18 protein-coding genes are annotated in these 16,414 nt (G+C 29.8%); 16 read left to right on the top strand and 2 right to left on the bottom strand.

Annotation, left to right across the window (positions count from 1 at the left end):
• The first annotated feature begins 86 nt into the window (after positions 1-86).
• The 13 genes from rpsM (at position 87) to CM240_RS11930 (ending at position 9,753) form a co-directional block, all read left to right on the top strand.
• A complete protein-coding gene (rpsM, locus tag CM240_RS11990) occupies positions 87-452 on the top strand; it encodes a 30S ribosomal protein S13 (RefSeq protein WP_044039362.1) in 366 nt (121 codons plus the stop codon).
• A 19-nt stretch (positions 453-471) separates the two neighbouring features.
• Complete coding sequence (rpsK, locus tag CM240_RS11985) at positions 472-867, top strand: 30S ribosomal protein S11 (protein ID WP_044039361.1); 396 nt, start codon at positions 472-474, stop codon at positions 865-867.
• 27 nt (positions 868-894) lie between these two features.
• Entirely contained in the window at positions 895-1,515 is a 621-nt protein-coding gene (rpsD, locus tag CM240_RS11980) for a 30S ribosomal protein S4 (protein WP_044039360.1), read from the top strand.
• A 66-nt stretch (positions 1,516-1,581) separates the two neighbouring features.
• Positions 1,582-2,529, top strand: coding sequence for a DNA-directed RNA polymerase subunit alpha (locus CM240_RS11975; RefSeq protein WP_044039359.1), 948 nt, complete (start codon positions 1,582-1,584; stop codon positions 2,527-2,529).
• A gap of 14 nt (positions 2,530-2,543) precedes the next feature.
• Positions 2,544-2,885 (top strand): 50S ribosomal protein L17, encoded by a 342-nt coding sequence (rplQ, locus tag CM240_RS11970; RefSeq protein ID WP_044039358.1) that lies wholly within the window; start codon positions 2,544-2,546, stop codon positions 2,883-2,885.
• Positions 2,886-2,944: 59 nt separating this feature from the next.
• The gene (locus tag CM240_RS11965) at positions 2,945-3,781 is read left to right on the top strand and encodes an energy-coupling factor transporter ATPase (protein WP_044039357.1); all 837 of its coding nucleotides are present in this window, start codon (positions 2,945-2,947) and stop codon (positions 3,779-3,781) included.
• Entirely contained in the window at positions 3,766-4,632 is an 867-nt protein-coding gene (locus CM240_RS11960; protein WP_044039356.1) for an energy-coupling factor transporter ATPase, read from the top strand. Before CM240_RS11965 ends, CM240_RS11960 begins: the two co-directional genes overlap by 16 nt.
• Positions 4,625-5,437, top strand: a complete 813-nt coding sequence (locus CM240_RS11955; RefSeq protein ID WP_044039355.1) for an energy-coupling factor transporter transmembrane component T family protein — start codon at positions 4,625-4,627, stop codon at positions 5,435-5,437. Before CM240_RS11960 ends, CM240_RS11955 begins: the two co-directional genes overlap by 8 nt.
• A gap of 3 nt (positions 5,438-5,440) precedes the next feature.
• Positions 5,441-6,175 carry a tRNA pseudouridine(38-40) synthase TruA gene (gene truA / locus CM240_RS11950; RefSeq protein ID WP_044039354.1) on the top strand — a complete coding sequence of 245 codons (735 nt, stop codon included), beginning with the start codon at positions 5,441-5,443 and terminating at the stop codon, positions 6,173-6,175.
• A gap of 221 nt (positions 6,176-6,396) precedes the next feature.
• Positions 6,397-6,831, top strand: a complete 435-nt coding sequence (gene rplM, locus CM240_RS11945) for a 50S ribosomal protein L13 (protein WP_044039353.1) — start codon at positions 6,397-6,399, stop codon at positions 6,829-6,831.
• A 26-nt stretch (positions 6,832-6,857) separates the two neighbouring features.
• A complete protein-coding gene (gene rpsI, locus CM240_RS11940) occupies positions 6,858-7,250 on the top strand; it encodes a 30S ribosomal protein S9 (protein WP_044039352.1) in 393 nt (130 codons plus the stop codon).
• Between the two features lie 128 nt (positions 7,251-7,378).
• Positions 7,379-8,986, top strand: coding sequence for a Na/Pi cotransporter family protein (locus CM240_RS11935; RefSeq protein ID WP_044039351.1), 1,608 nt, complete (start codon positions 7,379-7,381; stop codon positions 8,984-8,986).
• 62 nt (positions 8,987-9,048) lie between these two features.
• The gene (locus CM240_RS11930) at positions 9,049-9,753 is read left to right on the top strand and encodes an N-acetylmuramoyl-L-alanine amidase (protein WP_051483826.1); all 705 of its coding nucleotides are present in this window, start codon (positions 9,049-9,051) and stop codon (positions 9,751-9,753) included.
• A gap of 62 nt (positions 9,754-9,815) precedes the next feature.
• Here the strand turns inward: CM240_RS11930 and CM240_RS11925 are convergent, their stop codons facing one another.
• The gene (locus CM240_RS11925; protein WP_044039349.1) at positions 9,816-11,810 is read right to left on the bottom strand and encodes a sigma 54-interacting transcriptional regulator; all 1,995 of its coding nucleotides are present in this window, start codon (positions 11,808-11,810) and stop codon (positions 9,816-9,818) included.
• A gap of 311 nt (positions 11,811-12,121) precedes the next feature.
• Here CM240_RS11925 and ptsP point away from each other — a divergent pair, with 311 nt between their 5' ends.
• From ptsP to CM240_RS11910, 3 genes are all read left to right on the top strand, one after another.
• On the top strand, positions 12,122-13,741 hold the full coding sequence (gene ptsP, locus CM240_RS11920; protein WP_044039348.1) for a phosphoenolpyruvate--protein phosphotransferase: 1,620 nt from the start codon (positions 12,122-12,124) through the stop codon (positions 13,739-13,741).
• A gap of 318 nt (positions 13,742-14,059) precedes the next feature.
• Positions 14,060-14,494 carry a dUTP diphosphatase gene (gene dut / locus CM240_RS11915; RefSeq protein ID WP_044039347.1) on the top strand — a complete coding sequence of 145 codons (435 nt, stop codon included), beginning with the start codon at positions 14,060-14,062 and terminating at the stop codon, positions 14,492-14,494.
• Positions 14,472-15,728: a tetratricopeptide repeat protein gene (locus tag CM240_RS11910; RefSeq protein ID WP_044039346.1), complete on the top strand. Its 1,257-nt coding sequence runs from the start codon at positions 14,472-14,474 to the stop codon at positions 15,726-15,728. The genes dut and CM240_RS11910 overlap by 23 nt, the downstream gene beginning before the upstream one ends.
• 79 nt (positions 15,729-15,807) lie before the next feature.
• Here CM240_RS11910 and CM240_RS11905 read toward each other — a convergent pair whose 3' ends face one another.
• A complete protein-coding gene (locus CM240_RS11905) occupies positions 15,808-16,326 on the bottom strand; it encodes a cell wall hydrolase (protein ID WP_044039345.1) in 519 nt (172 codons plus the stop codon).
• Positions 16,327-16,414 lie beyond the last annotated feature (88 nt).

Below are 16,414 nucleotides of genomic sequence, written 5' to 3'. Positions count from 1 at the left end.
AGGCGCGGCTGAAAATTAAATTTACCTAAGGCTATATATATATATATAAATCAAATATAAAAAAACCTAGGAGGTGTAGAGATTACATGGCTAGAATTGCTGGTGTAGACATACCAAGAGAAAAAAGAGTTGAAATATCATTAACTTATATATACGGTATAGGGTTACCAACTTCTCAAAAGCTTTTAGCTGAAACAGGAATTAATCCTGATACAAGAGTTAAGGACTTAACAGAAGATCAAGTAAATGCATTAAGAAATGCTATAAAGAACCTTAATGTTGAAGGTGACTTAAGAAGAGACGTAGCTCTTAACATTAAGAGACTAGTTGAAATCGGATGCTACAGAGGTGTTAGACATAGAAAAGGTCTTCCAGTAAGAGGACAAAAAACTAAGACTAATGCAAGAACTAGAAAAGGTCCAAAGAAGACAGTAGCAGGTAAGAAAAAGTAATAGGTAAGGAGGGATAATTATGGCAGCTAAGAACGTTAAGAGAACTAGAAGAAAAAAGGAAAGAAAGAATGTTGAGCACGGAGCAGCTCATATCAAGTCTACTTTCAATAATTCAATAGTTACATTAACAGATGTAAATGGTAATGCATTATCATGGTCAAGTGCTGGAGCTCTTGGATTTAGAGGTTCAAGAAAGAGCACTCCATTTGCAGCTCAAATGGCAGCAGAAACAGCAGCTAAGTCAGCAATGGAACATGGATTAAAGAGTGTTGAAGTATATGTAAAGGGTCCAGGTTCAGGTAGAGAAGCAGCAATAAGAAGCTTACAAGCAGCAGGCTTAGAAGTTACTTTAATCAAAGATGTAACTCCAATTCCACACAATGGTTGTAGACCACCAAAGAGAAGAAGAGTTTAATTTTAAGCAATAGGAGGTGTACTTTAAATGGCAAGATATACAGGCGCAGTTTGTAGACTTTGCAGACGTGAAGGAATGAAATTATTCCTTAAAGGAGATAGATGTTATGGTGGCAAATGTGCATTCGAAAGAAGATCATATGCACCAGGACAACACGGACAAGGAAGAAAGAAAATTTCTGACTACGGTGTTCAATTAAGAGAAAAACAAAAAGCTAAGAGAATATACGGATTATTAGAAAATCAATTCAGAAGAACATACGACAGAGCTGAAAAGCTTAGAGGTATAACAGGTGAAAATTTATTAAAGTTACTAGAAATGAGATTAGACAATGTTGTATTTAGACTTGGATATGGTAATTCAAGAACTGAAGCTAGACAATTAGTTACTCATGGACATTTCTTAGTAAATGGTAAGAAAGTTGATATACCATCATACAGTGTTAAAGCTGGAGATGTTATAACTGTAAGAGAAAAGAGTAGAGCTTCTGAATTATTCAAGACTTTTGCTGAAAATCCAAAATCTTTACCAAAATGGTTAAGTGGAGACGTAGCTACATTTACTGGTAAAGTAGAAGCTATTCCAGCAAGAGAAGATATAGATGTACCTGTAAACGAAACATTAATCGTTGAGTTATACAGTAAGTAATAAATAGAGTAAAGTCAGTTGCCCTCAGATTAGGTTGCCAACTTTTAAAATAAGGAGGGTTATTTAATGTTAGAAATCGAAAAGCCAAAAATTGAATGCGTTGAAGCAAGCGAAAATGGTTCATATGGTAAGTTTGTGATAGAACCACTTGAAAGAGGATACGGTATAACATTAGGAAACTCCTTAAGAAGAATATTACTTTCTTCTTTACCAGGAGTCGCTGCAAACTCAATTAAGATAGATGGAGTTCTTCATGAATTCTCAACAGTTAAGGGTGTTAAAGAAGATGTTACTGAAATAGTCCTTAACATAAAAGGTGTATGCTTTAAAATGGATGGAGAAGGACCAAGAACACTGTATATTGATGCAGTAGGTCCTTGCGAAGTTAAAGCTGGCGATATTAAAGGAGATATTGATGTCGAAGTAATAAACAAAGATGTTCATATCGCAACTTTAGATGAAGACGGTAAGCTTAGAATGGAAATTGAAGTAAATAGAGGTAGAGGATATGTAACTCAAAACAGAAATAAGAGAGATGATATGCCTATCGGAACTATTGCTGTTGACTCTATTTATACTCCAATACAAAGAGTAAACTTCAAAGTTGAAAATACTAGAGTTGGTCAAATCACAGATTATGATAAATTAACTCTAGAAGTTTGGAGTAATGGAACAATTAGAACAGAAGAAGCAATCAGTCTTGCGGCTAAAATTTTAATAGAGCACTTCAAGCTATTTATGACATTAACTGATAATGCAGATAATGTAGAAATAATGGTTGAGAAGGAAGAAGATAAAAAAGAAAAGGTTCTTGAAATGACTATAGAAGAACTAGATCTTTCAGTTAGAAGTTACAATTGCTTAAAGAGAGCTGGTATTAACACAGTTCAAGAATTAACTGAGAGAAGCATGGAAGACATGATGAAGGTTAGAAACCTTGGTAAAAAGTCTTTAGAAGAAGTAGAACAAAAATTAACGGCATTAGGATTAAATTTAAAGCCGGAAGACGAGTAAGGAGGGTACAGTAGATGGCAGGATATCGTAAATTAGGTCGTCCAACTGATCAAAGAAAAGCTATGTTAAGAAATCTTGTTACTAGCTTTTTAAAGCATGGTAAGATTGAAACAACTGTAACAAGAGCGAAAGAAACTCAAAGCTTAGCAGAAAAGATGATTACTCTTGCTAAAAGAGGAGATCTTCATGCTAGAAGACAAGTACTTGCTTTCGTTACTGAAGAAACAGTTGTAACAAAGTTATTTGATGAAATTGCTCCACAATATGCAGAAAGAAATGGTGGATACACTAGAATCTACAAAATGGGCCCAAGAAGAGGCGATGGAGCAGAAGTTGTTATATTAGAATTAGTATAATATACAGGGGATTAAGTTTATACCTTAGTCCCCATTTTGTTATATAGGGGTGTTTTTTTATGGAAGAATATATTATAAAGGGTGAAAATATAAGTTATAAATATTCTGAATCGGATCTTGTATTTGCTGTTAAAAACGTTAATTTAGAAGTTAAGAAGGGTGAATTTTTAGCTATATTAGGTAGAAATGGATCAGGCAAATCTACTATAGCTAAAAATTTTAATGGTCTATTTGTTCCTACAGAAGGAGTTATTTTAGTAGACAATATAGATACAAGAGATGAAGAAAAGATATGGGACATAAGACAAAATGTTGGGATGGTATTTCAAAATCCAGATAATCAAATTGTTGCTACAGTAGTTGAAGAAGATGTAGCTTTTGGACCAGAAAATTTAGGAGTACCTTCTGAAGAAATTAGAAATAGGGTAGATTCAGCTCTAAATAAAGTTAAAATGTTTGAATTTAAAAGAAATGCACCTCATTTATTATCAGGTGGCCAAAAACAACGGGTAGCCATAGCGGGAATTTTAGCTATGGAACCTAAGTGTATAATTTTTGATGAGGCTACTTCGATGCTTGATCCAAGTGGTAGAAAAGAAATAATGGATATAATGAAAAAATTAAATAAAGATTTAGGTATAACTATTATTACAATAACTCATTATATGAATGAAGCTGCTGAAGCTGATAGAATTATTGTTATGGATAAAGGTGAAATAAGATTACAAGGTACCCCAAGAGAAATATTTCAAAATGTAGAAGAGATTAAAAAGATAGGATTAGAGGTTCCGCAGATGACAGAGCTTGCTTTCGAGTTAAAGAAAGAAGGTATAAGTATTAATAAAGATATTTTAAGTATAGATGAGATGGTGAGAGAGTTATGTCAATTAAGATAGAAAATTTGAACCATGTATATATGCCTAATTCACCTTTTGAAAAAATTGCATTGAAAGACATAAATTTAGAAATAAATAGTGGTGAATTTGTAGCTTTAATTGGACATACTGGTTCAGGAAAATCAACACTTATACAACATATTAATGGATTATTAAAACCTACCAGCGGTTCTATATATATAGATAATAAAGATTTGGGAAGTAAGGATGTTAGTTTATCAGATATAAGAAAGAAGGTAGGGCTAGTATTTCAATATCCAGAGTATCAACTTTTTGAAGAGACTGTAGAAAAAGATATTGCATATGGACCTAAAAATATTGGTATTAATAAAGATGAGGAAATAAATAAGTTAGTAAAGAAAGCTATGGAGATTGTAGGACTTGATTATGAAGGGTATAGAAATAAATCACCTTTCGAGTTAAGTGGAGGAGAGAAGAGACGAGTTGCTATAGCGGGGATAGTGGCTATGAATCCCAATATATTAATTTTAGATGAACCTACTGCAGGATTAGATCCCATAGGTAGAGATGAAATATTGAATAGAATTAAAGAGTTACATGATAAAGATAAGATTACAATAATTATTGTATCTCATTCTATGGAAGATGTAGCTAGATTTGCAGAAAGAATTATTGTTATGAATGAAGGGGCTATAGAACTTGATGGAAGTTGCAGTGAAGTGTTTAGACATGTAGATTTATTAGAAAAGTTAGGATTGGCAGTACCAGAAGTAAAATATCTTCAAATAAAACTTAAGGAAGCTGGATTTGATATTAGTGATGATATATACACTATAGAAGAAGCAAAGAAAGAAATATTAAGAGTATTAGGGGAGAAAAATAATGCTTAAAGATATAACTATAGGACAATATATACCTGGAGAATCTATTATTCATAAATTAGATCCAAGGACTAAACTCATAATTGCATTTATCTATATAATTAACTTATTTATTGCGAATAACTTTATTTCATATGGTATCATAGCCATTTTTACTATAGGAATTATATATATATCTGATATAAAGATTTCTTATATATATAAAGGGGTAAAACCTGTATTTTTCTTAGTATTAATTACAGCATTATTGAACATATTTTTAGTAAGAGGAGACATATTGCTTTTTAAATGGTGGATTTTTACTATATATAAAGAAGGACTAATAACAGCTGCATTTATGATAATTAGGATAATATTATTAGTTGTGGGAACATCACTTTTAACTCTTACCACATCTCCTATAGAGCTTACTGATGGATTAGAGATTTTATTTAATCCAAGGAAGAAAGAGAATTCTATGGCACATGATATTGCAATGATGATGACAATAGCGTTAAGATTTATACCTACATTAATAGATGAAACTGAAAAAATAAAAAAAGCTCAGATGGCAAGAGGTGCAGATTTAGAATCTGGAGGTATAATACAAAGAGCAAAAGCAATGATACCTATTTTAGTACCACTATTTATATCTTCTTTTAGAAGGGCTGATGAACTTGCTATGGCGATGGAGTCACGTTGTTATAGAGGTGGTAAAGGTAGAACTAGAATGAAAAAGTTACAATTTCAAAAAAAAGATTTCATTGCTTTTGTTGTAATGAGCATCATTGTCACTATAACATTTATAAGTAAATTTTACATAGGTGGGATTTAAAATTTGAAAAATATAAAACTTATTATAGAATATGATGGTACAAATTATTATGGGTGGCAGAAGCAACCAGATGGAAATACAGTTCAACAGAAAATTGAGAAAGCTATAAGTGAAGTTACAGGTGAAACAATTGATTTAATAGGATGTAGTAGGACAGATTCAGGGGTTCATGCTACAGGATATGTGGCGAATTTTTATACTAATAGTACAATACCTGGAGAGAAATTTTATATAGTCATTAATCAAAAGTTACCTAAAGATATTGTTGTTATAAAATCAGAAGAGGTGGATAAGGAATTTCATGCTAGGTTTTCTTCTACAGGAAAGATGTATTGTTATTCTATTTTAAATCAACCAATTAGGAGTCCATTAAATAGTAGATATTATCATCATATTTATAAGCCATTAAATATAGATTTGATGATTGAAGGATCTAAATATATGATAGGCGAAAAAGATTTTAAAGCTTTTCAGAACAATGGAAGTGAAGTTAATTCTACAGTAAGAACTATTAATGATATTAAGATAGTAAAAGATGAAAATTATATTAAAATTTATGTTACTGGTGACGGATTTTTATATAATATGGTAAGAATAATAGCAGGTACACTTATTGATGTTGGAGTAGGATATAAGAAACCAGAGCAAGTTTTGGATATAATAGAAAGTAAAGATAGAAGTAAGGCTGGGAAAACAGCTCCAGCTTTGGGATTAAAATTAGTAAAAGTATTTTATTAGAAGATATGACACACCGATAAATATAATTTTATATATTGAATATAGCCGTAAACCTTGATAAATAATAAATTTAATAAATTTGTTGACACACCAGGGTCAATGTATTATAATGAATATTGTTTGTTAGGCCGAGAAGTTCCGGACGGTTATGGAACTTTAAATAAAAGCATGAAGAACGAGTTAAGAAATAATTAAAAAGCAAAGATTTAGGAGGGTACAAAATGAAATCATACTTAGCAAAGAATGATGAAGTTAAGAGAAATTGGTATGTAATTGACGTTGCTGGTAAACCACTAGGTAGAGCAGCAAGCCAAGTTGCTACTATATTAAGAGGTAAGAATAAGCCAGAATTTACTCCAAACGTTGATTGTGGTGATTTCGTTATCATATTAAATGCAGATAAAGTTGTTTTAACTGGTAAGAAATTAGATCAAAAGATGTTAAGACATCACTCTTTATATCCAGGCGGATTAAAAGAAATGCCATATAGAGATGCATTAGCAAAGAAACCAGAATTTGTTTTCCAAGAAGCTGTTAGAAGAATGTTACCAAAGGGAATCTTAGGAAGACAAATGGCTAAAAAATTAAAAGTATATGCTGGTTCTGAACATAATCATGCAGCTCAAAATCCACAAGTATTAGAATTAAAATATTAATATAGAGGTCGAGAGGAGGAAATAAAATGGCAAAAGTTCAATACATGGCTACAGGAAGAAGAAAGAAATCAGTAGCAAGAGTTATACTTGTTCCAGGTGAAGGAAAAGTTACAATAAATAAGAGAGATATCGAAAACTATTTCGGATTAGAAACTTTAAGATATATAGTTAATCAACCATTAAATTTAACTGAAACTAAAGATAAATTTGATGTTATAGTTAATGTATATGGTGGTGGTTTCACAGGTCAAGCTGGAGCTATCAGACACGGTATCACAAGAGCATTAATTAAATCAGATGAGACTTTAAAACCAGAATTAAAGAAAGCTGGATTCGTAACAAGAGATCCTAGAATGAAGGAAAGAAAGAAATACGGATTAAAGAAAGCAAGAAGAGCTCCACAATTCTCAAAGAGATAGTTTCTACAAATTTACAGAGAGGGTATCCTCTCTGTTTTTTTTAAGAATATCATATAAAATACGTCATAAAATAGTATAAGTTTGTGTATTATTAATAAGGTAGGATAAAAACCGGGAGGAAAGATTTTATGGATAATCTTTTTTTAGTTATTAATCTTTTAGGGGGCCTAGGATTATTTCTTTATGGAATGAAAATAATGGGCGATGCGCTTCAAAATGTTGCGGGAAATAAGCTAAAAGGTTTATTTGAAAAGATAACTAGCAATCCAGTAAAAGGTATAATTACTGGAACCATTATTTCAGCAGTAATTCAAAGTAGTTCTGCGACAACAGTTATGGTAGTTGGATTTGTTAATGCAGGTTTAATGAATCTTTATCAAGCAGCTGGAGTTATATTTGGAGCTAACATAGGAACAACTATTACTGGACAATTAGTAGCATTAAAATTAACTAAGTGGGCACCATTATTTATTGCTATTGGGGCAGTTATTTTCTTATTTAATAAAAAGCAAAGACAAAAAGAGATTGGAACAGCTATATTAGGATTTGGTATTCTATTTTTAGGAATGAATACTATGTCATCAGCTATGGTTCCATTGAAAGATACACCATTATTTTTAAATCTTATAGAAGCGGTTGGAGGAAATCCATTACTAGGTGTTGCAGTGGGGGTATTAATGACTGTTATGTTACAAAGTTCATCTGCAACAATAGGTGTGTTAGTAGTTCTTGCATCAGATAATTCTATTGGAATAGATGTTTTATTACCTATTTTATTAGGTGATAATATAGGTACTTGTGCTACTGCATTGATATCTAGTATAGGAACAAATAAAACTGCAAGAAAAGCAGCATTAGTTCATTTAACTTTTAATATAATAGGAACAACATTATTTATATTCTTATTAAAACCATTTGGAACTATAGTACAATATATTACTCCAAATAATGTAGGTAGACAAATAGCAAACGCACATACATTATTTAATGTAACGAATGTATTAATTCAAGCACCATTTATTAAGTATCTTGTTGCTTTTGTAAATAAGATTATTCCAGGTGATGAAGAAAGAGAAAAAATGGGATTAAAATATTTAGATGAAAGAATTTTAGAAACTCCATCAATTGCTGTTAATCAGACTGTTAAAGAAATTAATAGAATGTCAGTTAAAGCAAAAGATAATTTTGAAAAAGCAATGATGGCATTTCAGAATAATGATTTATCATTATTAGAAAAAATTGATGAAAATGAATCATTAATAGATTTATTAGAAGAAGAAATAACAACATATTTAGTCCAATTATCTAAAACAGATATAGATGAAAGAAATCATGATATAATAACAAGTTTATTTCATGTGATTAAGGATATTGAGAGAATTGGAGATCATGCTACTAATATAGCTGAAATGGCCAAGGATAAGATAGTGAAAAAAATACATATATCAGATACTGCTACTAAGCAGATTGATGATATGTATAAATATACTTATGATGCCTTAAATTCAGCTATAGAGGCCTTTAGAATAAATGATGATAAGAAAGCTAAATTAGTATTTACCTTTGAAAATAGAATTGATAAATTAGAAGAAGAGTATAGAAAAGATCATATTAAGAGACTTAATGCAGGTATGTGTAATGCACAAAGTTCAGCAATTTTCTTAGATTTATTAAATAATTTAGAGAGAATTGGAGATCATTCTACTAATATTGCACAATCAGTTATAAATGAATAGTATATAAATTATATAAAATTCCCACAATAGATTAAGAAGATTTATTGTGGGAGTTGATTTTTTTGAAAAAAATTATTTGTATTTTAATTAGTATATTTATATTGACTAGCAATATGATTTATGGAGAAGAAATTCATGATGATACTGTGGCTAATAAAGTAATTTTGATTGATCCAGGTCATGGAGGGCAAGATGGTGGAGCTGTTGGAAAAGATAAAACTTTAGAAAAGGATTTAAACTTAAAGATATCGCTTAAGGTTAGAGATCTTTTAAAAGATAGTGGATATACAGTATATATGACGAGGGAAGATGATAGAGATCTGCATACTAAAGAAGGAACAGTAAAGGGAGAAAAGATACAAGATTTAAAAACAAGATGTGATATGAAAGATAAAACAGGATGTGAGTTATTTATATCTATCCATATGAATAATTTCACAGATTCAAAACCTACAGGTCCTCATGTATACTATGCTAATAATGAAAAATCTAAATTTATAGCAGATATAATAATAAATAATTTAGTTAAAGATTTAGAATATCCTAAGGAAAGGGAATCTAAACCGGCTAAAAACGCATATAAGATTTTAAGAAGTCCTAAGAATGGCGAAGTTATAGTTGAATGTGGTTTTATGTCCAACCCGGGAGATTTATCGAAATTAAAAAATGATGAATATCAAGATAAAATAGCAAATTCAATAAAAAAATCTGTAGATGAATATTATAATAGATATTGCCCAGGAAATATATCAACTATTGCAGAATAAATGATTTTTAATAGATAATAAAAGGTAGCTATGCAATATTAATTACAAAGCTACCTTTCATTTTAGTTTTCATATTCAATTCCGTATTTTTTGCACTTTAATGATATAGTTCTGTGAGTTAACCCTAATGCTTTACCGGCCTTATTGAAAGATTTATATTTTTTCATTGCTGCAGTAATTATTTCTTTTTCATACTCTTCCATAGTAGCAATATTACCATTAGGAAGATTTATGAGAGATGTATTAGAAGAATCAATATTTGATATATACATAGGTAGATCTTTTGGTAGTATAAATTCACTGTCAGATAGAATTATAGAGCGTTCTATTACATTTTCAAGTTCTCTTATATTACCGGGCCAATTATAGCTATATAGATGTTGAAAACAGTTAGGATCAATAGACTTTACTGGAACATCTATTTGTGCACATATTTTTTCAATAAAGTGATCTACTAGTAAGTGTATATCGTCTTGACGTTCTCTCAATGGTGGCAGTAGTAACGAAATTACATTAAGTCTATAATATAAATCTTTTCTGAATTCACCAGTAGAGATCATAGTTTCTAAGTCTCTATTTGTAGCAGCTATTATTCTTACATCGATTTTATGAGGAGTAAGGCTGCCTACGCTTTCAAATTCTTTTTCTTGTAATACTCTAAGGAGTTTAGCTTGCATATTTTTAGACATATCACCAATTTCGTCAAGAAAAACAGTACCGCCATCTGCAATAGTAAATTTGCCAAGGAGGGCATTGTTATTACCATTTGTATTTTTTTCTACACCAAATAATTCAGTTTCAAGTAAAGGTTCTGGTATAGAAGCACAATTAACTCTTATAAATGGTTTATCTTTTCTGTCGGAATTATTATGAATGGCTTTAGCAAGTAATTCCTTACCAGTTCCACTTTCGCCAATAATTAAAACAGAAGATGAAGAATAAGAAGCTTTTTCAGCAATAACTAAAACATCTTTGATACCTTTTGAATTTCCAATAATATTTTTAAATGAGCTAGATGATGAGTGAAATCTTCTAAGTTCATTTTTATAGTAATTAGCTTTTTCTTCTGTTTCGGATACTAGTTTTAATATATCTTTTACTATAGAAGTAGGTTTCGAGATAGATATAACTCCTTTAAATGTTCCTTCTATAAATATAGGAGTAACATTACATATAAGAGAAATATTATTTTTTTTATATAAGACATTTTCTTTTTTCTTTTTAGAATTAAAAACTTCCATTCTTAATCCATTGGGAGCTACATCCATCAAATCCATTCCTACAAGTTTTTTTGATTCTTTACCAAGAATATCTTCGTAAGCTGGATTTATATAATTAATTTTTCTATCTTCATCTACAAAGCATATACAGTCATGAGTATTTTCTAATATTTTATTAAGTTTTTCATTTACTTCTTTAAGACATACTATTGTAGAAATATCTTGAAATATACATATGGCACCGATAACTTTATTATCACTTATCAGAGGAGTAGTATTTACAAGAAAAATTTTTGTATCTATATGAATAATATCCCCTAAAATTTCTTTACCACTTTTAATTACTTTAGTAATTTTTGATGTTGGCATTATTTCACCAATCTTTTTTCCTAATATATCTACTTTGTTTTTGTTTAATAGTTTACAACCATGGCCATTCATCGATGTAATATTATTATTAAAGTCTACAGAGACTATACCAAGTGGTAAAGAGTCTAAAGTTTTATTTGCTGCTAGAGATGATTGATCTAATAATTTATCTACATTACTAACAGGTTCTTCTTTATTGATAGATGAAATAAATTCAATAAATTCATCTATGACAATTTCAGCTAATAAATCATCATCTTTTGTTGAGATTTCAATAAAATCTCCTTCAGAGATTTTTAAAGATATAAGAGCTAACATAGATATTTCCATAGCTTCACATTTATCGGGAATACGTATAAAAATAGCTCGTTTATATTTTTCTTTAATTTCATTACTTTTATTTACTATGAGAGCAGCAATTCTAGTATGAAGGCCACCGCTATTCTTAATTTCAATAATTTTTTTCATGTTATCACCTGCTAATTTTTATCAAGAGTATAAATTTGGTTGATAAAAAATATCAACCGATTTTTATTGACGAAATCGCATATTATTAGTTGTTATATAATATACTATAATTATGATATATATTACTTTAATATACTTGATAAAAATTATCAACTTTAATGAGAAAAAAAATAAAAATATTAAATAAATGTTAATTTATTGTAAAAATAAGGATTTAAGTTACAAAATTTATATATGGCGAGAATTAAATCTGTGTGCTATAATGTGCTTACATTTTAAAAGAGAATAGATAAAACGTAGGAGGATATACGATGAAAAAAGGTATAGGCGCTTCAAAAGGATATGCAATAGGATATGCATTCATAAAGAAAGACGAAGAAGTTAAAATAGAAGAAAGAATTATTGAAAATATAGATGAAGAATTAGCAAGATTAAAAGCTGCTACAGATGCAACAAGAGCTCAATTAGAAAAAATAAAAGATAAAGCAGAAAAAGAAATGGGAGCAGAAAAAGCTGCTGTTTTTGAAAGTCATATGATGTTACTTGATGATCCAGAGTTTACTGGAGCAATAGAAATGAATGTTTCTAACAATAAAGTAAATGCTGAAAAAGCTTTAAATGATGTATTAGATATGTACATTGCTATATTTGGTAGCATGGAAGATGAATACATGAAAGAAAGAATTGCAGACGTTAAAGACGTTGGTGCTAGAATATTAAAGAATTTAGCAGGAGTAGATACAGAAGGATTAGCTTCAGTTGGTGAAAATACTATAGTAATTGCTCACGACTTAACTCCATCTGATACTGCTCAATTAGATAGAAATAAAGTTGTTGCTTTCTTAACTAACATTGGAGGAAGAACTTCTCACTCTGCTATTATGGCTAGAACATTAGAAATTCCAGCTGTAGTTGGTTTAGGAACTATAACTGAAGATGTTAAAAACGGCGACTTATTAATAGTTGATGGTAACACTGGTGACGTAATCATTAATCCAGATGAGACTGTTGTTAAAGAATATGAAGCTAAGAAAGAAGCTTTCTTAAAAGAAAAAGAAGAATTAAAGAAACTTATAGATGTTAAAGTTAAAACTAAGAGCGGAAAGAGAATAGAAGTTTGCGGTAATATCGGAAAGCCAGAAGATGTAGATGCAGTTATGGCTAACGGTGCAGATGGAGTAGGTCTGTTCAGAACTGAGTTCTTATACATGGATAGAGATGATATGCCAAGTGAAGAAGAACAATATGAAGCATACAAATATGTTGCTGAAAAAGTTGGAGAAAAGCTAGGTATTGTTAGAACTCTAGATATCGGTGGAGATAAGAAATTATCATACTTACCATTACCAGAAGAAGAAAATCCGTTCTTAGGATACAGAGCTATAAGATTATGTTTAGATAGAAAAGACATATTCAAAGTTCAATTAAGAGCTATACTTAGAGGATCAGCTCACGGAAACTTAGCTATAATGTTCCCTATGATTTCTTCTTTAGAAGAGTTCTTCCAAGCTAAAGAAGTTTTAGCTGAATGTATGGCTGAATTAAAAGCTGAAGGAAAAGCTTACAATGAAAACATTAAGACTGGTATCATGGTAGAGATTCCAGCAGCAGCTGTTATGGCAGATGAATTTGCTAAGCATGTTGATTTCTTCTCAATTGGAACTAATGACTTAATTCAATATACACTAGCTGCAGATAGAATGAATGAAAAGATTTCATATCTTTATAATCCAATGCATCCAGCAGTATTAAGATTAATAAAGATGACAATTGATGCTGCACATAAAGAAGGTAAGTTCTGTGGTATGTGTGGAGAAATGGCTGGAGATGAAAGAGCTACAGCTAAATTAGTAGAAATGGGATTAGATGAGTTCTCAATGAGTGCTTCTTCAATTCTAGGTGCTAAGAAAATTATAATGGATTGTGAATAATATAATATTTGACTTGGAACTTTTAAAAGGTTCCAAGTTTTTTTATTTTAAAAAAATAAATATTTTTTAGAATAAATTTTTATTGTATTATAATATTATCTTTCTAACATAAAGAAATTGTAAAATGTTTTACATGTATATTTATATAACTACAAATTTTAATGTAAAAAATCAATATAGAAAATGAAAAAAATTATTAAATTAATATTTTTCAAAAAAAGATCAAATTGTTCTACAAATTATATTAAAAAAACTAAATTTACATAGTATTTTACATGATATATAATGTAATTATACGACAGAGAAAGGATGTTTATTATGGAAATATTAAAAATTAGAAAATTAAGTGAGGATGCAATAATACCTTTTTATGCACATCCGGGAGATGCAGGTTTAGATCTTTTTTCTGTGGAAGAAATAACTATTGAACCAGGAAAGAGAAAGTTAGTGGCAACAGGAATTAGTATAGAATTACCTAAAAATACAGAGGCTCAAGTAAGACCAAGAAGTGGTCTTGCATTAAAATATGGTGTTACAGTACTTAATAGTCCTGGTACTATAGATGAAGGATATAGGGGAGAAATAAAAGTGATTTTAATAAATCACGGGGAAGAGGCATTTAAGATAAATAAGGGAGATAAAATAGCTCAAATGGTTATAATGCCTGTTCTTACTGTAGATGTAAAAGAAGTGGATATGTTGAATGATAGTGAAAGAGGGGAAGGCGGATTTGGCTCAACAGGTAGGAAATAATATACAGAAAGCTAAAAAATTCTATTTAAAAGCAAAAAAGTTTTATGATTCTGGAGAGTTAGATAAATCTATAGAATACTGTAATTATTCTATAGGAGAAAATATAAAGAATCCATCAGCACTAAATCTAAAGGGATTAATTCTTTATTTAAAAGGGGATATAAATGCTTCAAAAAAAATATGGGAATTAAATTTAAGAATAAACAAGGATAATGTATCTAGTATATATTTGAATAATCTAAGAGATGATGAATATGTAATGAAAAAGTTTATTAAAGCTCAGAAGTTATATCAATCTTCAAGAGTAGAAGAAGCTGTTGTAAGATTTAAAGAGATCGAAGATGAATCATTTAATTCCATAAATACTTTTAATAAATTAGCACAATGTTACTGTGATCTAGGAGATAAGGAACAGGCGCAAAAATATGTTAATAAAGTTTTAAGTATGGATAAAAGAAATACTGAAGCAAAAAAGATTTCAAAAACATTATACCCAATAAAAGAAGCTAGAAAATATATTGTACCAATAATTTGTATATTATTATTGGTGGTCGGTATAAATAAGTTATGGGAAAATGACAAAGTAAATGAGGAAAATACATATAATAAAGTCGTAGCTTTAGAAGGAAATAGAGAACAAGAAGATAAAGTTGACAATCCTACGGCAACTATTGCGGGAGGTTCTACTAATGAGGTAGTAGAAGAAACAAATACAGAATTAGGTATACCAGTAGTTGAAATAAAACAAGCGATAGATTCACTAGATGTATATAAGTTAAATGAGTTATATATAGCTAATAAAGAAAAAGGAAAAAATTTGACAGAAAAAAATCTACTTATAGAATGTGAGAATATATTGAAAAGACAAGGTGTTCAACAATTTTATGAACAGGGCTATAAATATATAGGAGAAAATAAACCAGAAGAAGCATTAAAGTATTTAAATATTGCTCATATATATAGTGGGGAAAATTATCTAAATGAGCATATAGAATATTTTATTGGTATAGCTTATAGGTCTATGGGGGATTCCGATAATTTTATAAAGAGCTTTGAGGAATATGCTAACAAATACCCAAATGGAAATTATATTACCACTGTTTTATATGATTTAGCTACATTTTATTTGGAAATAGATTCGGAAAAATCTAAGCATTATGCAGAAATTTTATATTATGATTATAGTGATTCTGATATGAATAACTCTATAATAAAAGAAATCGTACAAAAATAAAAAAGTTCCTATTTTAGGAACTTTTTTATTTTTGTATATTTAGATATATATAAAAATATTGCCTAAGCCTAGAGTATATCTAAATAGAAAAGAAAACGTGATTACCTATACTGGTTGCATTTTTCTTAATTATATTTTCCATCCAAGAACAAGTGGAAATGCTTGGGTTGTAAAAGAATAGTGCATTACCAGTGGGATCGTTGCCTTTTAATGCATCATAGACTGCATCATAGCAAGCCTCATTAGGTGTAACGCTTATTGTACCATTAGATACACAAGAGAATGCATTTTCTTGTGTAATAACATCTTTTACACTTGGTGGATATTTTCCACTTTTAACTCTATTTAAAATTACAGAAGCAACAGCAACTTTACCTTCATAAGGTTCACCACGGCTTTCTCCATAAACTACTCTAGCCATCAATTCTATGTCACTTTTATCTATGTAGATTGAATTACCGTCGTTATTAAATACTGAAACAGAGTCTGATTCAGTATCGAGAGGTTCAGCTTTGACTATATTGCCTTTAGATGCAAAAGTATTGAGGACTAATATACAAATTACAAAAATTTTAGTCCACAGAATAAGTTTTTTCATAAATTTCCTCCTTTATTATATAAGAAAACATAAAGAAATTTTTTTACAACTTAGGCTAACTTTATTCTAACCATAATTATATTTATTA

The sequence above is a fragment of the Clostridium bornimense genome (genome assembly GCF_000577895.1).
Lineage (GTDB): Bacteria > Bacillota > Clostridia > Clostridiales > Clostridiaceae > Clostridium_AN > Clostridium_AN bornimense.
The sequence above is the reverse complement of the archived record's forward strand: the minus strand, read 5'-3'. Positions and strand labels throughout refer to the sequence as shown.

What these genes read in the sequence shown, in the direction of transcription:
- rplM (WP_044039353.1), top strand. Translation starts at nt 6,397, where the DNA reads ATGAAATCATACTTAGCAAAGAATGATGAAGTTAAGAGAAATTGGTAT.
- CM240_RS11960 (WP_044039356.1), top strand. Translation starts at nt 3,766, where the DNA reads ATGTCAATTAAGATAGAAAATTTGAACCATGTATATATGCCTAATTCA.
- rpsI (WP_044039352.1), top strand. Translation starts at nt 6,858, where the DNA reads ATGGCAAAAGTTCAATACATGGCTACAGGAAGAAGAAAGAAATCAGTA.
- ptsP (WP_044039348.1), top strand. Translation starts at nt 12,122, where the DNA reads ATGAAAAAAGGTATAGGCGCTTCAAAAGGATATGCAATAGGATATGCA.
- rpsK (WP_044039361.1), top strand. Translation starts at nt 472, where the DNA reads ATGGCAGCTAAGAACGTTAAGAGAACTAGAAGAAAAAAGGAAAGAAAG.
- dut (WP_044039347.1), top strand. Translation starts at nt 14,060, where the DNA reads ATGGAAATATTAAAAATTAGAAAATTAAGTGAGGATGCAATAATACCT.
- CM240_RS11905 (WP_044039345.1), bottom strand. Translation starts at nt 16,326, where the DNA reads ATGAAAAAACTTATTCTGTGGACTAAAATTTTTGTAATTTGTATATTA.
- CM240_RS11935 (WP_044039351.1), top strand. Translation starts at nt 7,379, where the DNA reads ATGGATAATCTTTTTTTAGTTATTAATCTTTTAGGGGGCCTAGGATTA.
- rplQ (WP_044039358.1), top strand. Translation starts at nt 2,544, where the DNA reads ATGGCAGGATATCGTAAATTAGGTCGTCCAACTGATCAAAGAAAAGCT.
- CM240_RS11975 (WP_044039359.1), top strand. Translation starts at nt 1,582, where the DNA reads ATGTTAGAAATCGAAAAGCCAAAAATTGAATGCGTTGAAGCAAGCGAA.
- rpsD (WP_044039360.1), top strand. Translation starts at nt 895, where the DNA reads ATGGCAAGATATACAGGCGCAGTTTGTAGACTTTGCAGACGTGAAGGA.
- rpsM (WP_044039362.1), top strand. Translation starts at nt 87, where the DNA reads ATGGCTAGAATTGCTGGTGTAGACATACCAAGAGAAAAAAGAGTTGAA.
- CM240_RS11965 (WP_044039357.1), top strand. Translation starts at nt 2,945, where the DNA reads ATGGAAGAATATATTATAAAGGGTGAAAATATAAGTTATAAATATTCT.
- CM240_RS11925 (WP_044039349.1), bottom strand. Translation starts at nt 11,810, where the DNA reads ATGAAAAAAATTATTGAAATTAAGAATAGCGGTGGCCTTCATACTAGA.
- CM240_RS11955 (WP_044039355.1), top strand. Translation starts at nt 4,625, where the DNA reads ATGCTTAAAGATATAACTATAGGACAATATATACCTGGAGAATCTATT.